The organism is Sphingomonas kaistensis (assembly GCF_011927725.1).
Classification (GTDB): domain Bacteria; phylum Pseudomonadota; class Alphaproteobacteria; order Sphingomonadales; family Sphingomonadaceae; genus Sphingomicrobium; species Sphingomicrobium kaistense.
This window is the reverse complement of record NZ_JAATJC010000001.1, coordinates 2,701,057-2,716,500: the sequence shown is the minus strand read 5'-3', so window position 1 is coordinate 2,716,500 and position 15,444 is coordinate 2,701,057. Positions and strand designations below refer to the sequence as shown.

General features: G+C 59.4%; 13 protein-coding genes and 1 tRNA gene. 7 read left to right on the top strand and 7 right to left on the bottom strand.

Going from position 1 to position 15,444, the window contains the following annotated elements; translation table 11 throughout:
• Nucleotides 1–102: 102 nt before the first annotated feature.
• Both GGQ97_RS13425 and GGQ97_RS13420 read right to left on the bottom strand, forming a co-directional pair.
• On the bottom strand, nucleotides 103–1,176 hold the full coding sequence (locus GGQ97_RS13425) for a tyrosine-type recombinase/integrase (protein WP_245197963.1): 1,074 nt from the start codon (nucleotides 1,174–1,176) through the stop codon (nucleotides 103–105).
• Nucleotides 1,177–1,189: 13 nt separating this feature from the next.
• Nucleotides 1,190–1,876 (bottom strand): hypothetical protein, encoded by a 687-nt coding sequence (locus tag GGQ97_RS13420; protein WP_168067059.1) that lies wholly within the window; start codon nucleotides 1,874–1,876, stop codon nucleotides 1,190–1,192.
• 96 nt (nucleotides 1,877–1,972) lie between these two features.
• Here GGQ97_RS13420 and GGQ97_RS14600 point away from each other — a divergent pair, with 96 nt between their 5' ends.
• From GGQ97_RS14600 to GGQ97_RS13405, 3 genes are all read left to right on the top strand, one after another.
• The gene (locus GGQ97_RS14600) at nucleotides 1,973–2,146 is read left to right on the top strand and encodes a helix-turn-helix domain-containing protein (RefSeq protein ID WP_168071079.1); all 174 of its coding nucleotides are present in this window, start codon (nucleotides 1,973–1,975) and stop codon (nucleotides 2,144–2,146) included.
• Between the two features lie 66 nt (nucleotides 2,147–2,212).
• Nucleotides 2,213–2,410 carry a hypothetical protein gene (locus GGQ97_RS13410; RefSeq protein WP_168070331.1) on the top strand — a complete coding sequence of 66 codons (198 nt, stop codon included), beginning with the start codon at nucleotides 2,213–2,215 and terminating at the stop codon, nucleotides 2,408–2,410.
• Nucleotides 2,411–3,001: 591 nt separating this feature from the next.
• Entirely contained in the window at nucleotides 3,002–3,634 is a 633-nt protein-coding gene (locus GGQ97_RS13405; RefSeq protein ID WP_168070329.1) for a hypothetical protein, read from the top strand.
• 424 nt (nucleotides 3,635–4,058) lie between these two features.
• Here the strand turns inward: GGQ97_RS13405 and GGQ97_RS13400 are convergent, their stop codons facing one another.
• The 3 genes from GGQ97_RS13400 to GGQ97_RS13390 all read right to left on the bottom strand — a co-directional run bounded on the left by GGQ97_RS13400 (nucleotide 4,059) and on the right by GGQ97_RS13390 (nucleotide 8,614).
• Complete coding sequence (locus tag GGQ97_RS13400; protein WP_168070328.1) at nucleotides 4,059–4,604, bottom strand: recombinase family protein; 546 nt, start codon at nucleotides 4,602–4,604, stop codon at nucleotides 4,059–4,061.
• 478 nt (nucleotides 4,605–5,082) lie between these two features.
• Nucleotides 5,083–7,965, bottom strand: a complete 2,883-nt coding sequence (locus tag GGQ97_RS13395; protein ID WP_168070326.1) for an EAL domain-containing protein — start codon at nucleotides 7,963–7,965, stop codon at nucleotides 5,083–5,085.
• A 382-nt stretch (nucleotides 7,966–8,347) separates the two neighbouring features.
• Nucleotides 8,348–8,614 (bottom strand): PilZ domain-containing protein, encoded by a 267-nt coding sequence (locus tag GGQ97_RS13390; protein ID WP_168070324.1) that lies wholly within the window; start codon nucleotides 8,612–8,614, stop codon nucleotides 8,348–8,350.
• A 199-nt stretch (nucleotides 8,615–8,813) separates the two neighbouring features.
• Here GGQ97_RS13390 and GGQ97_RS13385 point away from each other — a divergent pair, with 199 nt between their 5' ends.
• Complete coding sequence (locus GGQ97_RS13385) at nucleotides 8,814–8,972, top strand: hypothetical protein (RefSeq protein ID WP_168070322.1); 159 nt, start codon at nucleotides 8,814–8,816, stop codon at nucleotides 8,970–8,972.
• A gap of 319 nt (nucleotides 8,973–9,291) precedes the next feature.
• Nucleotides 9,292–9,365, top strand: a tRNA-Arg gene (locus GGQ97_RS13380).
• Nucleotides 9,366–9,852: 487 nt separating this feature from the next.
• On the opposite strand, the gene GGQ97_RS13375 is transcribed toward GGQ97_RS13380, so the two are convergent.
• A complete protein-coding gene (locus tag GGQ97_RS13375; RefSeq protein WP_342448541.1) occupies nucleotides 9,853–11,775 on the bottom strand; it encodes a hybrid sensor histidine kinase/response regulator in 1,923 nt (640 codons plus the stop codon).
• Between the two features lie 179 nt (nucleotides 11,776–11,954).
• On the opposite strand from GGQ97_RS13375, the gene GGQ97_RS13370 reads away from it, so the two are divergent.
• Together GGQ97_RS13370 and GGQ97_RS13365 are read left to right on the top strand one after the other, a co-directional pair.
• Nucleotides 11,955–12,140 carry a hypothetical protein gene (locus tag GGQ97_RS13370; RefSeq protein ID WP_168070320.1) on the top strand — a complete coding sequence of 62 codons (186 nt, stop codon included), beginning with the start codon at nucleotides 11,955–11,957 and terminating at the stop codon, nucleotides 12,138–12,140.
• Nucleotides 12,141–12,256: 116 nt separating this feature from the next.
• Nucleotides 12,257–12,460, top strand: coding sequence for a hypothetical protein (locus tag GGQ97_RS13365; RefSeq protein ID WP_168070317.1), 204 nt, complete (start codon nucleotides 12,257–12,259; stop codon nucleotides 12,458–12,460).
• Between the two features lie 535 nt (nucleotides 12,461–12,995).
• Here the strand turns inward: GGQ97_RS13365 and GGQ97_RS13360 are convergent.
• On the bottom strand, nucleotides 12,996–15,176 hold the full coding sequence (locus tag GGQ97_RS13360) for a prolyl oligopeptidase family serine peptidase (RefSeq protein WP_168070315.1): 2,181 nt from the start codon (nucleotides 15,174–15,176) through the stop codon (nucleotides 12,996–12,998).
• Nucleotides 15,177–15,444 lie beyond the last annotated feature (268 nt).

The window sequence follows — 15,444 nt, the reverse complement described above, 5'->3', positions numbered from 1 at the left end:
TGCCGGTTGCAGGATTCGAACCCGCGACCTTCGGTTTACAAAACCGCAGGCTATTGGCCGAAATCTGCTTCTAACACGAGCTGTGTTGCATTTATGTTGCAACTAGCCGAACAGATGAGCTTCGGCAGCGGCCATGATCGCGGCGTCCTGCTGATTGTCCTTCATCAGGTGCCCGTAACGATCTAGTGTCAGTGTCACCGTGCTGTGGCCAAGCCATCCGCTCAGCCGTTTCAGGTCTACCCGCTGGGCGATGAAGCTGCTCGCGGCGAAATGTCGCAAGGTGTGGAAGCTGTAGCGCTTGGCAAAGCCAGCATCCTTCTGGGCGGGATAGTAGCGCCGGGTGAGGACATTCTTGTGGACCTGCACGCCGCCTTTCGTATCGGGAAAGGCGAGGCCGTGCTCGCCCTTGGGACAGCGCAGCTTCCACTCACGCAGGACCTGCACGACCTTGGGCGGAATAGGGATTGTCCTGCGTCCGGCAGCGGACTTTGGCGGACCGAAGTTGCCCCACTGATCCACGCGCTGGTTCACGCTTACGGTAGCAGCCTTTAGGTCGATGTCCGACCAGCGCAGGCCTCGCAGCTCTGAGGCTCGCAAACCCGTAAGGACTGCCACCATGAGCATGGGGTGGAAGTCGGCAGGGGCGGCGGCAAGCAGCGCCCTGATCTCTTCGCGGGTCGGTATCTCTACCTTGTCCTTGTCGCGGCTAGGCCGGCTCACGCGCACCTCCGCTGCCACGTTCTGAGCTACCAGCCCACGCCGCATAGCCTCCTGCAAGATGCTAGCGAGAGCCCGGACGCCTTTAGCCGCCATGGCTCTGGATCGGCTGGCAACCAGCTCGTCACGGAATTGCTCGACCACGGGGCGGGTGAGGCGGCTAAGCTTGATGCGGCCAAGCAGTGGCACCACATGATGATTGGCAAGGCCGCGGTAGGCCTGCACCGTAGCCCTTTCGAGTCCTTCAGCCTCGGCCCGCTTCACCCAGGCATCTGCGGCGCTCTTGACTGTGACCGTGTCCCGGTCTGGTGTGTGGGTGCCTTGAGTGACCTGATAGGCCGCTTCGGTAAGCCAGGTCTCGGCAGCCTTTTTGCGGGCGAACTGCTTGGAGCGGCGCTTGCCAGCAGTGTCGCGGTAATCGACCTGCCACGCCTGTTGCGGCTCGCCTCGAGCGTTCATCCAAGAGCGCTTTCTAATCGCGGCCATTTTCGGGTCTCTTCGGACGATCAAGCAGGTCTACGAGGTCACCTACTCGCTTGTGTTCATCAATGAGGTAGTTCTCGAAAGCCTTCCCAAGATCCTCCGGCCGCAGGTCCGGTCTGACACCAAGGATGGCGCCCAACACCCGTTGCATGAAGGGGCGAAGTTGTATCACGATGTGTCTGTAGACCTCACCGATCACCGGGGTAGGGTCCGTCTTCAGCCGAGAGGGAAGTTCGGCTGTGGGGAAGACAAGAACGGCGAACATGTAAGCCGACTCATGATCACCCTCCTCGGTGAGGTCACGAAGCCCCTCAGGGCTGAGGACCCAAGCCAAGTCATTGTCCTCGACCGGAGGCTTGAACTGCGAAAGCATAGCCTTGGGGAGCATGGCGAAGAACAAGCCTCCCATCTGGTCATGCCAGCTCCAGTTGATCGTCTGCACGATCCGGACTGGGCTCATGCCGGTCTGCATCAGCTCGGTTGCGAGAGCGAGCTGCAGTAGCATTGGAAATGTATAGCGGACCCGCGTTCCCGTGCCCGTGTTTGCTCCACGCGGAAAGCCCAGGCGCTGAAGGTGCTTGATACGCCCACGAAAGGCGACGCGCTTCGACTCCGCGATCCTGTTGAGCCTCTGCAGAACCTCCTCGACCTCTCGGAAATCAAACTCGACAGACAAGCGCACCCCCAAAGAATATTTTTGTTCTTGCACCGGAGCACATGCCATGGCAAGCAAGAAGAAGAATATTCTTGTTACTTGAAGAAGGGAGTGGAAATGCTTGCCGATGATCTCTTGGCCGGTGCTGCCGCAGCGGCCTCATATGTCGGGGTTAAGCCTCGCGCCGTTTATCACATGGCGGAGAACGGCCTACTGCCAGTGACAAGAAAAGGCCGACGCCTCTTCTTTCGGAAGAGCGAACTGGATCGCGCGTTTAGCGCGGAGAGCTAACGAAAACGGCGACGGGGATGGAAGCCCCGCCGCCGCGATCCGGCAAACTGACCTAAGGAAATCAGGATGCAACTGCTACATACCGGCGCCTTTGGCGCCGATCAATCTTGCGCGCCATCTTCGTTCGCCAATATTGCAGTCTTAGGAAGCGCCAACGATCAGGAGGAGCGCTTTCCGACACTGCAGCGACACTTCTTCAGACCTGGCGAACTCGCTGCCTTCCTGGACGAGTGGATGGAGGATGCCGATGCAGCGATCGGATGATCTCGCTTACGACATTCTCTGGGGTGCCAAGGAGATCGCGAGGTTCCTTGGCTGCAGCGAGAAGTCGGTGTGGAACATGCACCACCGCGGTCAGCTGCCCACATTCACTCACGGGCGCCGAGTTTGTGCCCGCCGGAGCACATTGATCTCCGACATCGAGCAGCGCGAGCGCGCTCGGCACTGAGCAGTCCTGAGCAGAACAGCGCAGAGCAGGGCGGAGCGAGCCAAGGATTAAGGCGGAGCCGGCGAGCTACACCTTGAGCGCTGTGCTGGAGGGCTTGATACACTGGCGGCACGGCGTGGCGTTTGCCACCTGCTGCACCAGGGGGGGCCGATCTAGCAGCACCCGAGTCCGAAAGGCTGAGCGGGGATCGGCGGGTGGGGACAGCCCGTAAGCGACAGCCAACTGCGTGAGCCGCCCCGGCATCATGCAGGCCCGTTTGGCTCCGGTGGCTCCGAAGGTCATGCCAGATTGGGTTGGGACTGCCTCCACCTGAGGGTGGGGGTAGTAGTCCTATGCCCATTCTCACCAGTTCACCAAAGGTCAGGACACAGTGAAGGTAGTGAGTCTTCTCGAGACTGAGAGGTAGGATGGCGCGCAAGAACAAGGTCGAGCCCACCGAGGAGCGAGACGCACCGGCGAAGCATTTGGCTCGAGTGGTTGCAGATTCTATCTTCGCCAATTCGGCGGTCATGAGCACCTACGGCAAGCCAACCTTTGGCGGCGAGGTGGACCTAGGAGAGCTGTACGAAACACTGTCTCGCCGCGCTTTGAAGGTGCGCGAAGGTGACCTCTCAAGCGCCGAAAACATGTTGGTGGCACAAGCAGCGACACTGAACCTGCTCTTCCTCGATCTGACCCGACGATCATCCAACAACATGGGCGAGTATATCGACGCGGCCGAACGTTACATGCGGCTGGCGCTGAAGGCACAGGCACAGTGTCGGGCGACCCTTGAGGCATTGGCAGAGATCAAGAAGCCGCCAACGGTGTTCACGCGCCAGGCGAACATTGCGGCCGGCCATCAGCAGATCAACAATGCGGCAGGCACCTGCGCATGCACGCGCGCGGAAATAACAGAAGGTTCGCCAAACGAACTATTGGAGGCCAATAATGGCGCGAGCGAGTGGCTGGAGCGAGGAGCGCCGTCGGAAGCAATCGCTTGCGATCAAGACGTGGGCTCCCTGGTCCCAATCAACAGGTCCACGGACAACAGAAGGTAAGGCAATAGCCGCCCGCAATGCCGACAAGGGCGGAAGAAGAGTAAAGCTTCGGGAGCAATCTAGGCTCATGCGCGCAATGCTGATGCACCTGCAGGAAGACCTCAGGCGCGAGAGCATCGATACGCCAAGTCAAGGCGACCTTGTCAGTCCGCGCGGCAACTAGTTGCGACTGGGTGCGTGCGTTAGCTCGAAGGCTGCCTTGGCACCCTGTGTGTGTTCGATGATTTCCTGACTTAGAACAACCGGACTAGGAGAGAAGCGAAGCCCCGCGAGCTAATCGATACCGGCACTGACAAGCGCTATGTTCGGCGTGGTGAGGGGGGCGCTTCAAGGAGTTAGTCGACGTGGGCCGCAGCCTTGCTGCCGACCAGCGACAGCACGCAAAGACAAAGAGCGAAAAGGGCGAGGGCAGTCGCGGCGACCGCTAAGAGACCTGCAGCGACCTGTAGACGGTCGTGCGGCCTACCTTGAGCTGCTTGGCAATGGCGGACGGTCCCAAACCCGCGGCGTGTAGCTCTCGCACCTTTGCAGCGTCGACAGAAGGCTTACGACCCTTGTAGCGCCCGTCTGCTTTCGCCTTGTCGATGCCCTCGCGTTGCCGTTCCTTGCGGATATCCGTTTCGAACTCCGCCACGGCACCCAGGATAGCGAGAACGAGCTTCCCCATGCCGCTATCCGTGTCGACGCCGGACTGTTGGACGCACCGAAACTTGACGCCCTTGGCCGTAACCTTGGCAATGATATTGTGGAGGTCGTTGGAGGACCTAGCCAAGCGATCAAGGCGAGTGACCACCAGCGTGTCACCTTCCCGCACGAACTCCAGGGCATCCTGGAGAGCTCTCCGAGCCTCTGCCGACGTGCCGCTCTGCTTCTCGGCAAAGACCTTCTCGCACCCGGCCCGCTCCAGATCCCCAAGCTGTAAGTCCAGCGACTGTCCTGCGCTGCTTACCCGAGCATATCCAACCAGCATCGTTCGACACCCCTGTTCCAATAGGTTCTAGATGCTACGACCTTGCTGTTCCATAAACTACAAGTCAATTTAAATGGAACAACCATCCTGCCCCATGTTTTCGTGCCGCTAGGGTATACCTGTGGTGCACTCGCCAAGGTTGTCGCATGCAAGCTCTGAACTTAGGCCTGATGGAAGGCGTGCCGGCACGAAGAGTGAGGAGGGGGGAGTAGCAAACTCTCTGGCTCTTACCCTGGACACCGCGGACCATGCGCACGATCATAAACCGTAACATTCTCACGCGCGTGCGCGAAGGCTCGTCCCCGATGCTGCTGTTGGAGGGCAGCAGTGAGCTCGCGTTAGTGACTGCTATGCGCCCATTACGGTCACTCCGACCAGCGGCGCTGGCACCCGTAACCGGACGTTCGTACTGCTCGGTGACTCGATTGGCTTAACGGGATTGACCACGTCATCGCGCAAGACGAGCGAGGTTGAGCGCTTAAGTGCCTGTCGTCGTTAAGATTGGAGCCAACTCCTCTTCCCAGTATTCCTCACGGAAACTGCAATCGCGGAGATCGTCGAGTTCCAGGTGCGGGAGATCGGCACGCTGCTTTACGACCTCCCAACTCTTTGTGAGCGACTGGTAAGGTTTGCGGGTGGCCAAGTTCGGGAGAACGAACGGGCAGTCACCAAGTTGAGGCAGGTCGCCAAGCATGATTAGCGCGGCGGACGTAAGCCGATGGCGGCGCCGACCGCTGCCGTTCGGTAAGGTGATGTGCCAAGTAGCTTCTTCGAGATTGATGTCACTCCAACGCATGTTCAGGATCTCGCTGGTCCTAGCGCCGGTAAGCATCAGCAAGGCCATGATGAACTTCAGCTGCCGATTGGGACTGCTTCGGCTGGCGATCAGAAGCTGACGGCACTCTTCGGTTGAGATCGGCGCATACGCCTGCGAGCGCCGGGCGAAGACATGCTCGCTGCCCTCAGGTGCCTCGTCTGTCCCAATCAATTGCATATCGACGGCGAGCGACCACATGCGCGCAGCCTGCTTGCGCAAGTGCTGTATATCCTCCTGACGCAGCCCCGGTGAATTCGCGGCGTCGAGCGTGGCGATGAACCTGCTCACGTCTTTCCAACCACTGCCATCCGCCACGCGTTGGCCGAAGCGCGGCAGGAAATGCTGAACCATCGCTTCCTGCGCGGCTGCAAGCGCACCTTCGTCACCCGCGAGGCTCTCAAGGTATTCGCGTGAAAGCTCGCGGAATGTAGCCGGAACCGGGGGGGGTGATGCAGTGTCCGAGCCATCTGCTAAGGCGAGCGGGACAAGCCCAAGCCTCCGCCCAAGTTGGGTCAGGTCCTCTTCGAGTTTGACGCTTGTGAGAACGCGGTCGGGATCCCCTGGCTTGGGCAACTCCAGCGTCGCCATGCTGTAGGCCGAAATGCGCCGGCGCGTGCATAACGTGCCGGAGCCGTCATCCACTAGCTGCTGATCAAACCGGACGCCGATATGGCCTGACTCCGCGCGTACCACTGTCGCGAAGCTTAGCTGCCCTTCGCCGAGATCAACGATTACGAGTGACTGCGCTGGAACCTCGTTGATCCCGTCGATCAGAGCGCCAGTGCGCGACAAATTGCGGATGGTACCCGAGCGATATACGTTGCCATGCACGACGCCCGCCTTGCGGAACATTGACTGACGACTGCTTCGCTGCATGGCCGGCCCATTCGGCTCGATGGCCCATTTGCCGTCCTCAAGCCGAGCGACCAAGTCCTCGCAGGACAAGGCCTTACTGTAGACCCAGCCTTGCACATGGCTGACTCCGAGACGCCGTATCAGTGCCAATTGGTCGAGATACTCGATGCCCTCGGCTGTCGTATCCATGCCGAGCGCTTCTGCGAGGGCGACAATGGCGGCGATGATGGCGCTGTTACGCGATCCGGGAAGCGTGGCTTCGCGAACAAAGGTTTGATCGATCTTGATCTTGTCGAAGGGAGCGCTGCGAAGGTAGCCAAGCGAGGAATAACCAGTGCCGAAATCATCAAGAGCGAGTCGAACGCCTATCTTTTTGAGCGTAGCGAACATGTTCGCGGCGGCAGCCGTGTCGCCAAGGAACACGCCCTCCGTGATCTCAAGTTCAAGCTGATCGGCTGAAAGCCCGCTGGTAGCTAGAGCTGAGACGACCGTATGTGGCAACGTCCCGTCAGAGAATTGCGATGGCGACACGTTGACCGCGACCCGCAGATTGCCGGGCCAGCGCGCTGCATCCTCGCACGCCTTGCGCAGCGCCCAGTCGCCCAATCGGCCGACCAGGCCGGCTTCTTCCGCAATGGGAATGAAGACGGACGGCGATATCGGTCCTTCATTCGGGTGGTCCCAGCGCATCAAGGCTTCTACCCCCGTGATGCGGTTTGATTGGCAGTGCACGAGCGGCTGGTAGACCAACCTTATCTCGTTCCGGACGAGTGCGTCTCGGAGATCCTCCTCAAGCGCGCGCTTTCGCTCTGCAGAGGCGAGCAGGTCGGTTGAGAAGAACTTGGAACGTCCACGGCCATCAGATTTCGAAGCGTAGAGTGCCAGATCGGCATTTCGCATAAGACCGGCCCGTGAGGTGCCGTCCTCTGGGCAGACCGCCATTCCGATCGATGCGCCGATGATGCATCGGCTTCCGCCAATCGAGTATGGCTGTGAGAGCCCATGGATGATGTCGGAGGCCAGCGCGTCAATCTGCTTCCGGTCGGCACAGCTCGGAAGCACGACTTGGAACTCGTCGCCGCCAAGCCGGAATACTCGTTCCTTGTCGCCAACAATGCGAACCAAGCGTCCAGCGACCTGTTTGAGCAGCACGTCGCCTGCAGGATGGCCTAGGGTGTCATTCACTTGTTTGAACCGGTCAAGATCGACCAGCATGACCGTGCATGGCCGTAGATGATGCTCCGCGCCGTCGAGGACTTTATCTAGGAATTCCTCCATCTTCCGTCGGTTCGGAAGCTCGGTCAGCGCATCATAGTCGGAAAGGCGCGAAGCGTGTGCAGACGAGCGGCGTTGGCTGGTAGTATCGATTGCGCTGCCGCGAAAACCGACGAATTCGCCCGAGCGCTCAAACTGCGGCCGGCCTGATGCGACCCAGAAATGCTCGGCTTTGTCGCCAGCGGGCATTAGGGTCACACCGTCGAAGGCCGAACGCTTAGTCAGCAAGAACGGCAGGTTCTTCCGTCCGCTGCCATCCTCTTCGGAGACGAAAATGTCGGAGAAGCGCTCTCCGACAAGCTTCGTCGCCGTTGTGCCAAGCATCTCAGCGACATTCTCACTGATGTAGACCACGCATCCGCCGGCATCTATCGACCAGAACCAGCCCTGCGCCGACTCTTCGAAGGTCTGCATGAGGAGCAAAGCCTCCCCTCGGGGGACGCTTGGCAACTGCGTCTTACGAGCAAGGTTTCCGAACAAAGCGAGTTTCCATCCGTTCCGAAGGGCGTCGGGTGTGACACAATTTGCTTCCCGGTTGCCGGAACAAATACGGGAAGCGTTGACAGAGGATGCCTACGTGCACCTTTCCGCCGCGTTAAAATCGCGAGAACTGAGCCCACGGTAAGCAGAGTTTGCAACGCCCTCGCGATTCTAAATTAGCTTCTCCCTCGCGTTTCGCGCAGCATGCCGCATGGAAGTGCCGCTACGCGGCCGTCCAGGCGAGGCGCTCTCACCTGCACGCGAAAAGCCACGAGCAGGGACACCATCGGATTGCCCGACGCCCAAGCAAAACGGTCTAGAGGACGGTCTTCGCTTTTTGCAGAAAGCTGCCTCCAACTTCCCGACCAACTACCCATTTGACGGTGGCGGGCATACCGTCTCCGCGGCCAATGCGGAGTAACACACGCTCTCCTAGCAAAAGCTCGTCGTCAGCGACTAAGCGGAAGCCAGAAGCAGACAGATCCAGAACGCGCACAGCGACAACAACGCCGTCCTCAGTGGTCAGGTCTCCAGCGAGATTAACGCTGATGCGTTTGTCGCGGTCTAAGATCGTTACCTCCATCGGCCAATAGCGCTCCCTTCACATAGATTAACTAATTTCTAGTTTGTTTTCTGGCAATGCCTCTACGCTGCGCAGCCTTAGAGCGTTCATTGCCGGAGAGAATGTCGTGTCTGCAGATGGCCTTCAGCCCAGATCGCCAAGAGTTGCGAAACGCCTTCAGGGCTTCGCAAGCCGCAGCGGATACGGTGTGGAGCCTGCGGTGTTCGAGAATGTCTCAGAGCAGGGCTGCTGCATCATCGGCGACTTCAAGATCGGTGAGTGCTTCGTGGTGACGTTGCCGAAGATTGGCACCTTTGGAGCGCAGGTGCGATGGGCGATTGGTGGTCGAGCAGGATTACGCTTCGATTATGTGAGCTAAGCAGCTGTTTCGAATGTCCGCCAATCACGCAATGCAGAAGTCAGGAGGGCAGCGGCGCTCTCAAGCAACAGCCGCAAAGTTCTTAGCGATGGCAGCCAGTTAGACCTTCCAAGAAGCCGCTTCTTCCTTACGTGAGTGCCATGAGCCTGCGGTGCCTCTTCAACATCCATCGGCCGATGTTGACCTCGATCGTCCGCAGGGCCAATCGATTCACCGCGCTGTGTGACGACTGCGGATCAATCATCGAGCGCTCGGACGAAAGCCGATGGGCGAGATCAGAGCCATTGGCGTCCCCAAGTGGCCAGGCCAACTCGGTGCACCGCTCCTAGCTCAACTGAACAGAGCGTCGGGCTTCGAACCCGAAGGTTGGGGGTTCGAGCTCATCGGAGCGGGTGAGCCCCAATGTCTAGAATGAATGGTCGGACCTAAGCAGACAGTCCGCAGACTTTGTCCCTTTCCCCTTTTTACAACATTGCACCTACCGCCTGCGGAGACGCTTGCCATTCCTTAGTGATCGACCGCTTACGCCCTCGAAGAATTGTCAAAGAACGGAGGCCGAATGTTATCGCCTATTGATCAATATCGCGCGTTGGCGACGGAAGCTCGCGCGAAGGCAGCGGCATGCGAATTGCCACAAGTTAGATTGCGTCACCTAAGTAGTGCAGAGCATTTCGACGGCTTGGCCGCCGCTCTTGAGGAGGTCGCGCACTGCAAGGTCCGCAACGAGGCAGCCAGAACTGAATCGGTGACCTGAGGAGGGTTCAAGGTCTCAAAGGGTGGTTAGCAGACATCTGAAGCGGTCGGCTGACTCACGCGGCGTGGCCGTAAGGAGAAAAGTGGCTTGCAGGCTCGCAGGCTCCGGCGTTTGCTTGCAGTGCAATCACAGAGAAGGGCCAGTGTCATTAGGATGTAAACTAGCTCTTCCTAAAGCCCCTTTCAGCGCCGCGCTTAGCTCTGCTGCCGAGTAGGGCTTAAGCACGACAGGTATACTACCCAAACCCTGCGCTGCCTGCTCGCTGTAGCCTGTTGCCAAGACCACGGGGACAGAAGGGTGCTCACTGGCGATCTGTTTGGCCAAGTCGATACCGCTCATGCCAGGCATAACGATGTCAGAGAGTACCACATGAGTCCCGAAGCTTCGAAGGCTGCCAAGTGCCTCCTCGGCAGAGCCCACCGGGTGAACCTCGCATCCAAGATCGAGCAGCAGATCAGTAGCGAAGGATCGCACCTGAGGATTGTCTTCAACCAGCAGGACCCGCAAGCCGGACGGCAGCTGAGTCGAGCCGTCAGACAGATCGGCGGCCGTGAGCTCCTTGATCGAGGAGGGAAGAAGGATCGATATTGTCGTACCCTCGCCCTCCTTGGACAAGATCTCCGCATGGCCACCTGCTTGAGCCGCAAACCCGTGGATTTGGGAGAGACCTAGGCCGGTACCCTCACCGACACCTTTGGTGGTGAAGAAGGGCTCGAAGGCGCGAGCAATAACACGCTCAGGCATGCCGAGCCCCGTATCGGTTATAGTGATGCGAACGCGATCACCTTCGAGATAGGCTTCTCGATGAGTGGCGACAGTCAGCGTGCCGCCATTTGGCATCGCGTCTCTAGCATTCACTGCCGCGTTGAGAACCGCATTGTCTAGCTGAGCTGCGTCAACTTCAATCCTGCCGGCACCCGGATCTAGTGCCACCTTGAGGTCAATGCGACTTCCAAGGGTTCTCCGAAGGAGATCGGCAAGGCCGTCAATTGCCTCGTTGGCGTCAATCACCTCCAATTGCAGCGGGCGACGCCGGCTGAAGGCGAGTAGCTGATCAGTGAGCTTTGTGGCTCTGAGCGCCGTGGAGTGGATCGCGTTCACATACTGCTGGCGCTTAGCTTCTGGCAGATCGGGCCGACGCCGCAGGAAGTCCGCCGAGCCCACGACTACGGTCATGAGGTTGTTGAAGTCGTGTGCCACGCCTCCGGCCAGTTCACCAAGCGCCTGAAGCTTCTGGGCTTGAGCGAGGGCGCTTTGTGTTTCCTCCAGCTGCTCTTGTGACCGCTTTCTCTCGGTCACATCCCTTGTGACTTTGGCGAAGCCGACGTGCTTACCGTCATCGTCGAAGATTGGATCGATCAGGACATGCGCCCAGAAGAGCGACCCATCCTTCTTCACACGCCAAGCTTCACGCTCGTACTTGCCTTCACTCAGAGCGGTTCGAAGGGCGTGTTGAGGCTCCCCGGCAGCACGATCTTCCTCGGTGTAGAAGCGGGAGAAATGCTGACCGACGACCTCGTCGTGCGAATAACCCTTAATGAGCTCGGCACCAGAATTCCAATTTGAGATGCGACCTTCGGTGTCGAGCATATAAATGGCGCAGTCTCGAACGCCCTGAACCAAGAGCCTGAAGCGCTGCTCGCTTTCGTAGAGAGCGATTTCCTGTTCGCGGCGCCTGGTGACATCGCGAGTGACCTTGGCGAAGCCCGTCAGCTTCCCCTCATCGTCACGGATGGGGTCAACAACCACGTGCGCCCAGAAACGGCTTCCGTCCTTGCGGACGCGCCAACCTTCCGCCTCGAAGTGACCTTCGCGCGCTGCGATCCTCAAGGCTCGCGACGGGAGGTCAGCTGCACGATCCTCGTCCGTATAGAAGTTGGAGAAATGCTGACCCAGTATCTCGTCGCGGGAGTAGCCTTTGAACCGCTCCGCTCCAGGGTTCCACGTGCTCACTCGACCCTCGCGATCCAGCATGTAGATCGCGTAATCCGTGACGGCATTCACCAGAAGGCGGAGGCGTGTTTCCTCAGCGGTGCTTTCCAGATCCACCGGCAACTCGACATTAGCTGAACTAGTCAGACGACACCCACCCCACGGAGCCTGATACGGCCTTTAGGAGGTATGGCAAGGAGATCACCCTGTAATCAGATCACTTCTGACAGATAGCAGCGAACTGTAACGTGGTTCGGTTGTTTCGCAATGAGCTGCGTTGAACGCTTGGATGATAGATGGACCAGAAGCTTATCGATAACATGAAGCAGCGGTTGATACGGCTTCGCCGTGTCGCCGCCATTGCTCATGACAATTCGGTCGTCGAGCTGGTTACCCAAACTGCCGATGAGATCGAAGCAGACCTTCGTAGCATCGAGGGTGAAGTCGAAACCTCAACGACTTCTGCTATGACCCAAAGCTAGGAGAGCCCTTCCGGTCTCCTACAACTTACATTGCAAAGGCCGTGCTGCATGGGTTTATTGGTCTGCAGCCGACTCGGTCAGTAAGTCGCGTTTGTTGCACCTTTTGGGGAGCTGCGATGAGCCACAAAGATCGGGATTACCTGCTTGCTCGCGCTGCACAAGAGCAGGCCTTAGCCGCTCAGGCCTCAGATGAGGTTGTCCGGCAGATACACGCTCAGCTTGCGCACGAGTATGAGGTTCGCGCCAACGTCCAGGTGATCACCGCCCGAGCTGACAATGACGTGATCGGCCTCACTTCGGGCGGTGATCAATCTTCTTGAAGCGCTCTTGACCCGCTGCTTTGGTAGCCTCGTCGATCAGCCTGCCGCCTGTTTCTAAAGCCGCCTCGGGAGTGAGCGCGACGCCCACGTGATCTGGCCCGTCGACTAAGACCCTGCCGTCCTCTGAGACGACTTCGCTCGGCTTATCATAAGTTGGCTTTGCCATCTGCTTAGAGCGCAGCGGGATATTAAACGTTCCCGGTTGCGCCCGACGCCAATCGAAGGTTTGCTACCACTGAGCTCGAACGGCTAGATGTCCGCATCGGGTCGGAAACGGACATTAGCCCGGCAGCTGAACGAGCGGCCGCTTCCTAAGCTTCGCCACGAAGACCGGACGGTCTCCTGACGGCCATTAGCGGCCATTCGTAAGCGATATGCTAGGGCAGTTTAGAGGTTCTTGGGGACGGGTCGTGACCTAACTCGCCCCGGTGGCGCATGTTAGCTGAAACCACTGCGGAAGCTGCCAAGAGCTCGTCAGAGGCAAGTGGACGATGCAGCCCGAAAGTGCACCGTCCCCTTTTCGTAAGAGCCTGGCTTAACGGGCCTTTTGAACCGGCTGCCAGCCAGGCCGACCGGATCGCCAGAACATGAAGGAAGCTACGTCGGCCTGCAGTTCGTCGGCCTGCTTCTTAGTCGCTCCTCCGCCATGACCACCTTCGATCTCAACCCGCAGTAGAACCGGATTGGGCGAACCTGCAGCTTGCATTCGTGCCGCAGCTTTGGCCGGCTGCCAGCTGTCGACACGGGTATCGTTAAGACCGGTGGTGAACATCACCGGCGGATAGGCTTTTCCATTTTCCACCGTGTAGTATGCATCCATCGCCAGCAAGTTCTTGAAGCCGGTGGGATCCTTGATCGTGCCGAACTCCACTGTGTTGACCGGGCCATTCTGCTGGAACTCGGCGCGGATCGCGCTGGCCATGGGCACGGCCGACACAACTGCGGCGAACAGATCAGGGCGCTCAATCAACGCGCGGCCCACGGTGATGCCACCGGCCGAGCCGCCAATGATCGCAAGCTGGTCGGGCGTAGTCCAGCCATCCCGAACCAGGTGCTCGGCGCAAGCGATCAGATCGCGCCAGGTATTCGGCTTGTTCGCATCCTTGCCGCCAAGCCTCCAGGCTTCGCCAAGCTCGCCGCCGCCGCGCACGTGGCAGACGGCGGCCGTACCGCCCTCGTCGATCAGCGCCAGGCGTGATGTGGAGAAGCCCGGCAGCTGCGAGATGCCGTAAGAGCCATAAGCTTGAAGGAGCATCGGTCGCGGCGCGCGCGGACCGGCCGCGGAGACCACCGACAAGGGGACTTCCACGCCGTCCTTTGCACGGGCGCGAAGGTCATGTGTGGCGTAGCGCGAGAAGTCGATGTTGGGCCGGGCACCTGATGGAAGCGCTTTGAAAGCTTTCCGGCTTCCATCATAGCGGTACAGTGCTGGCGGGGCGGTCCAGCCGGAAACCGACACCACTGCGCCGGGACGTTGCGGATCGGTGAACAGCTCGGCGATGTTGCCCTTGATCGGCAGGTCCATCTCTTCCGCTGCGCCCCCCTTGAGGGGAATGCGCAGCAGCTTGCCGTACACTCCTTCGCGAGCGGCCACGTAAAGCCCGTCCGAAGCGGCTCCCACGAATTGTAGCACCCGATCGGCGCGGGCCGGCAGGATCTCCTGCGCAGTGGCTGCCGATCCGCTGACCGGCATCGAAAGCACCCGGAAGGTCGGAGCGGCCGAATTGGACAGGAGGTAGATGCGCTCTCCCTTGACGGTGAAGTCCGTCACACCTTCCTGACGATCGGCGACCTTTCGCCAGTTGGCCCTGCTTGCCGCCGCGTCAGCCTCTGATGCGACATAAAGATCCACCTCGTTCTTCACGCCTTCGTTCACAAGCATGACGGCCGTCCGGGAGCCCGGCGTGAGGATAAGGTAAGGAGACTCATCGGGGCGGATTTTTGGCGCGGTGGTCACCGGTCCCCCGGCAATCGGCACCGGGCTGCCCTTCATATCCCAGATCACGGCTTGGCGGTTGAGGAACGTGTCGGTCTTGGGCTGGCCAGGCTTCAACTCCTGCGAAATGGTGAAGGACAGGCCGCCTTTGCTCATAAACTGCGGGTTGGCGAAGCGAGCGTTTGGCACGGGCCCGGCAATGCGCTGCCCCGTGGTCACATCCATCACCGTAAGGTCGGCGTTTTCGTTGCCCCCGACCGAAACACCAACGGCGACCCGCTTTCCATCATCGGAAGGCCGGTAATAGTTGATGGCGTGCGGTTTGCCGGTTGATGCCAGAAGCGCGGCGACATCGACAAGGGCACGGCTGCTCCCATTTGATTCCCTGACCATCAGATTGAAGACGTCGGACCCGGGAGCACGCTCCAGGTAGAAAGCTCTGCCGCCCGCTTCGGAATAGCCATTGATGAAGCCGAATTGCGAGCCAAGCGCGCTGACCTTCTGCAGGTAGGCAGCCCTGGCCGGGATAGCGTCGAGCACCGAGCGCGTGTGCTGGCCTTGCGCCTTCATCCAGCCCAGAGTCTCCTGATCGCCTGCTGTTTCCATGTAGCGATAGTTGTCGACAAGCTTGGTCCCGAAAAAGTCTTCGGTGATTGATCGCACCTGCGCCTGTGGAGGCTTTGCTTGCCATTCGGCTGGCCTTTGCCGCTCTTGCCCGTGTGCGACCGCACCCGTGATCAACGCAGCCGATGCACCAAGAAGTGTGCCAAGCTTTCTCATAGCCGTCCCCTCGGAGCGACTCAGGAACATTCCCGCTCGGCCCCCGAACAGGTTGTGCGCTGAAAAGCAGACAAAGCCTAGTCTATTAACTTCTGTTATATTCGGGCTTTGCACGCTCGCGGACCATCGTCGTTGAGCTCCTTTGCTCGAAACGGCCCGTAAAAGCAGAGCGTCTGCTTCTAGCTTCGTCTCGCGTAATCCGGGCCAGCCGCAAACGGCCACAAGCAGTCCTAGGCAGGGGAGAACTGCTTGTCGCCAATCGTAAACC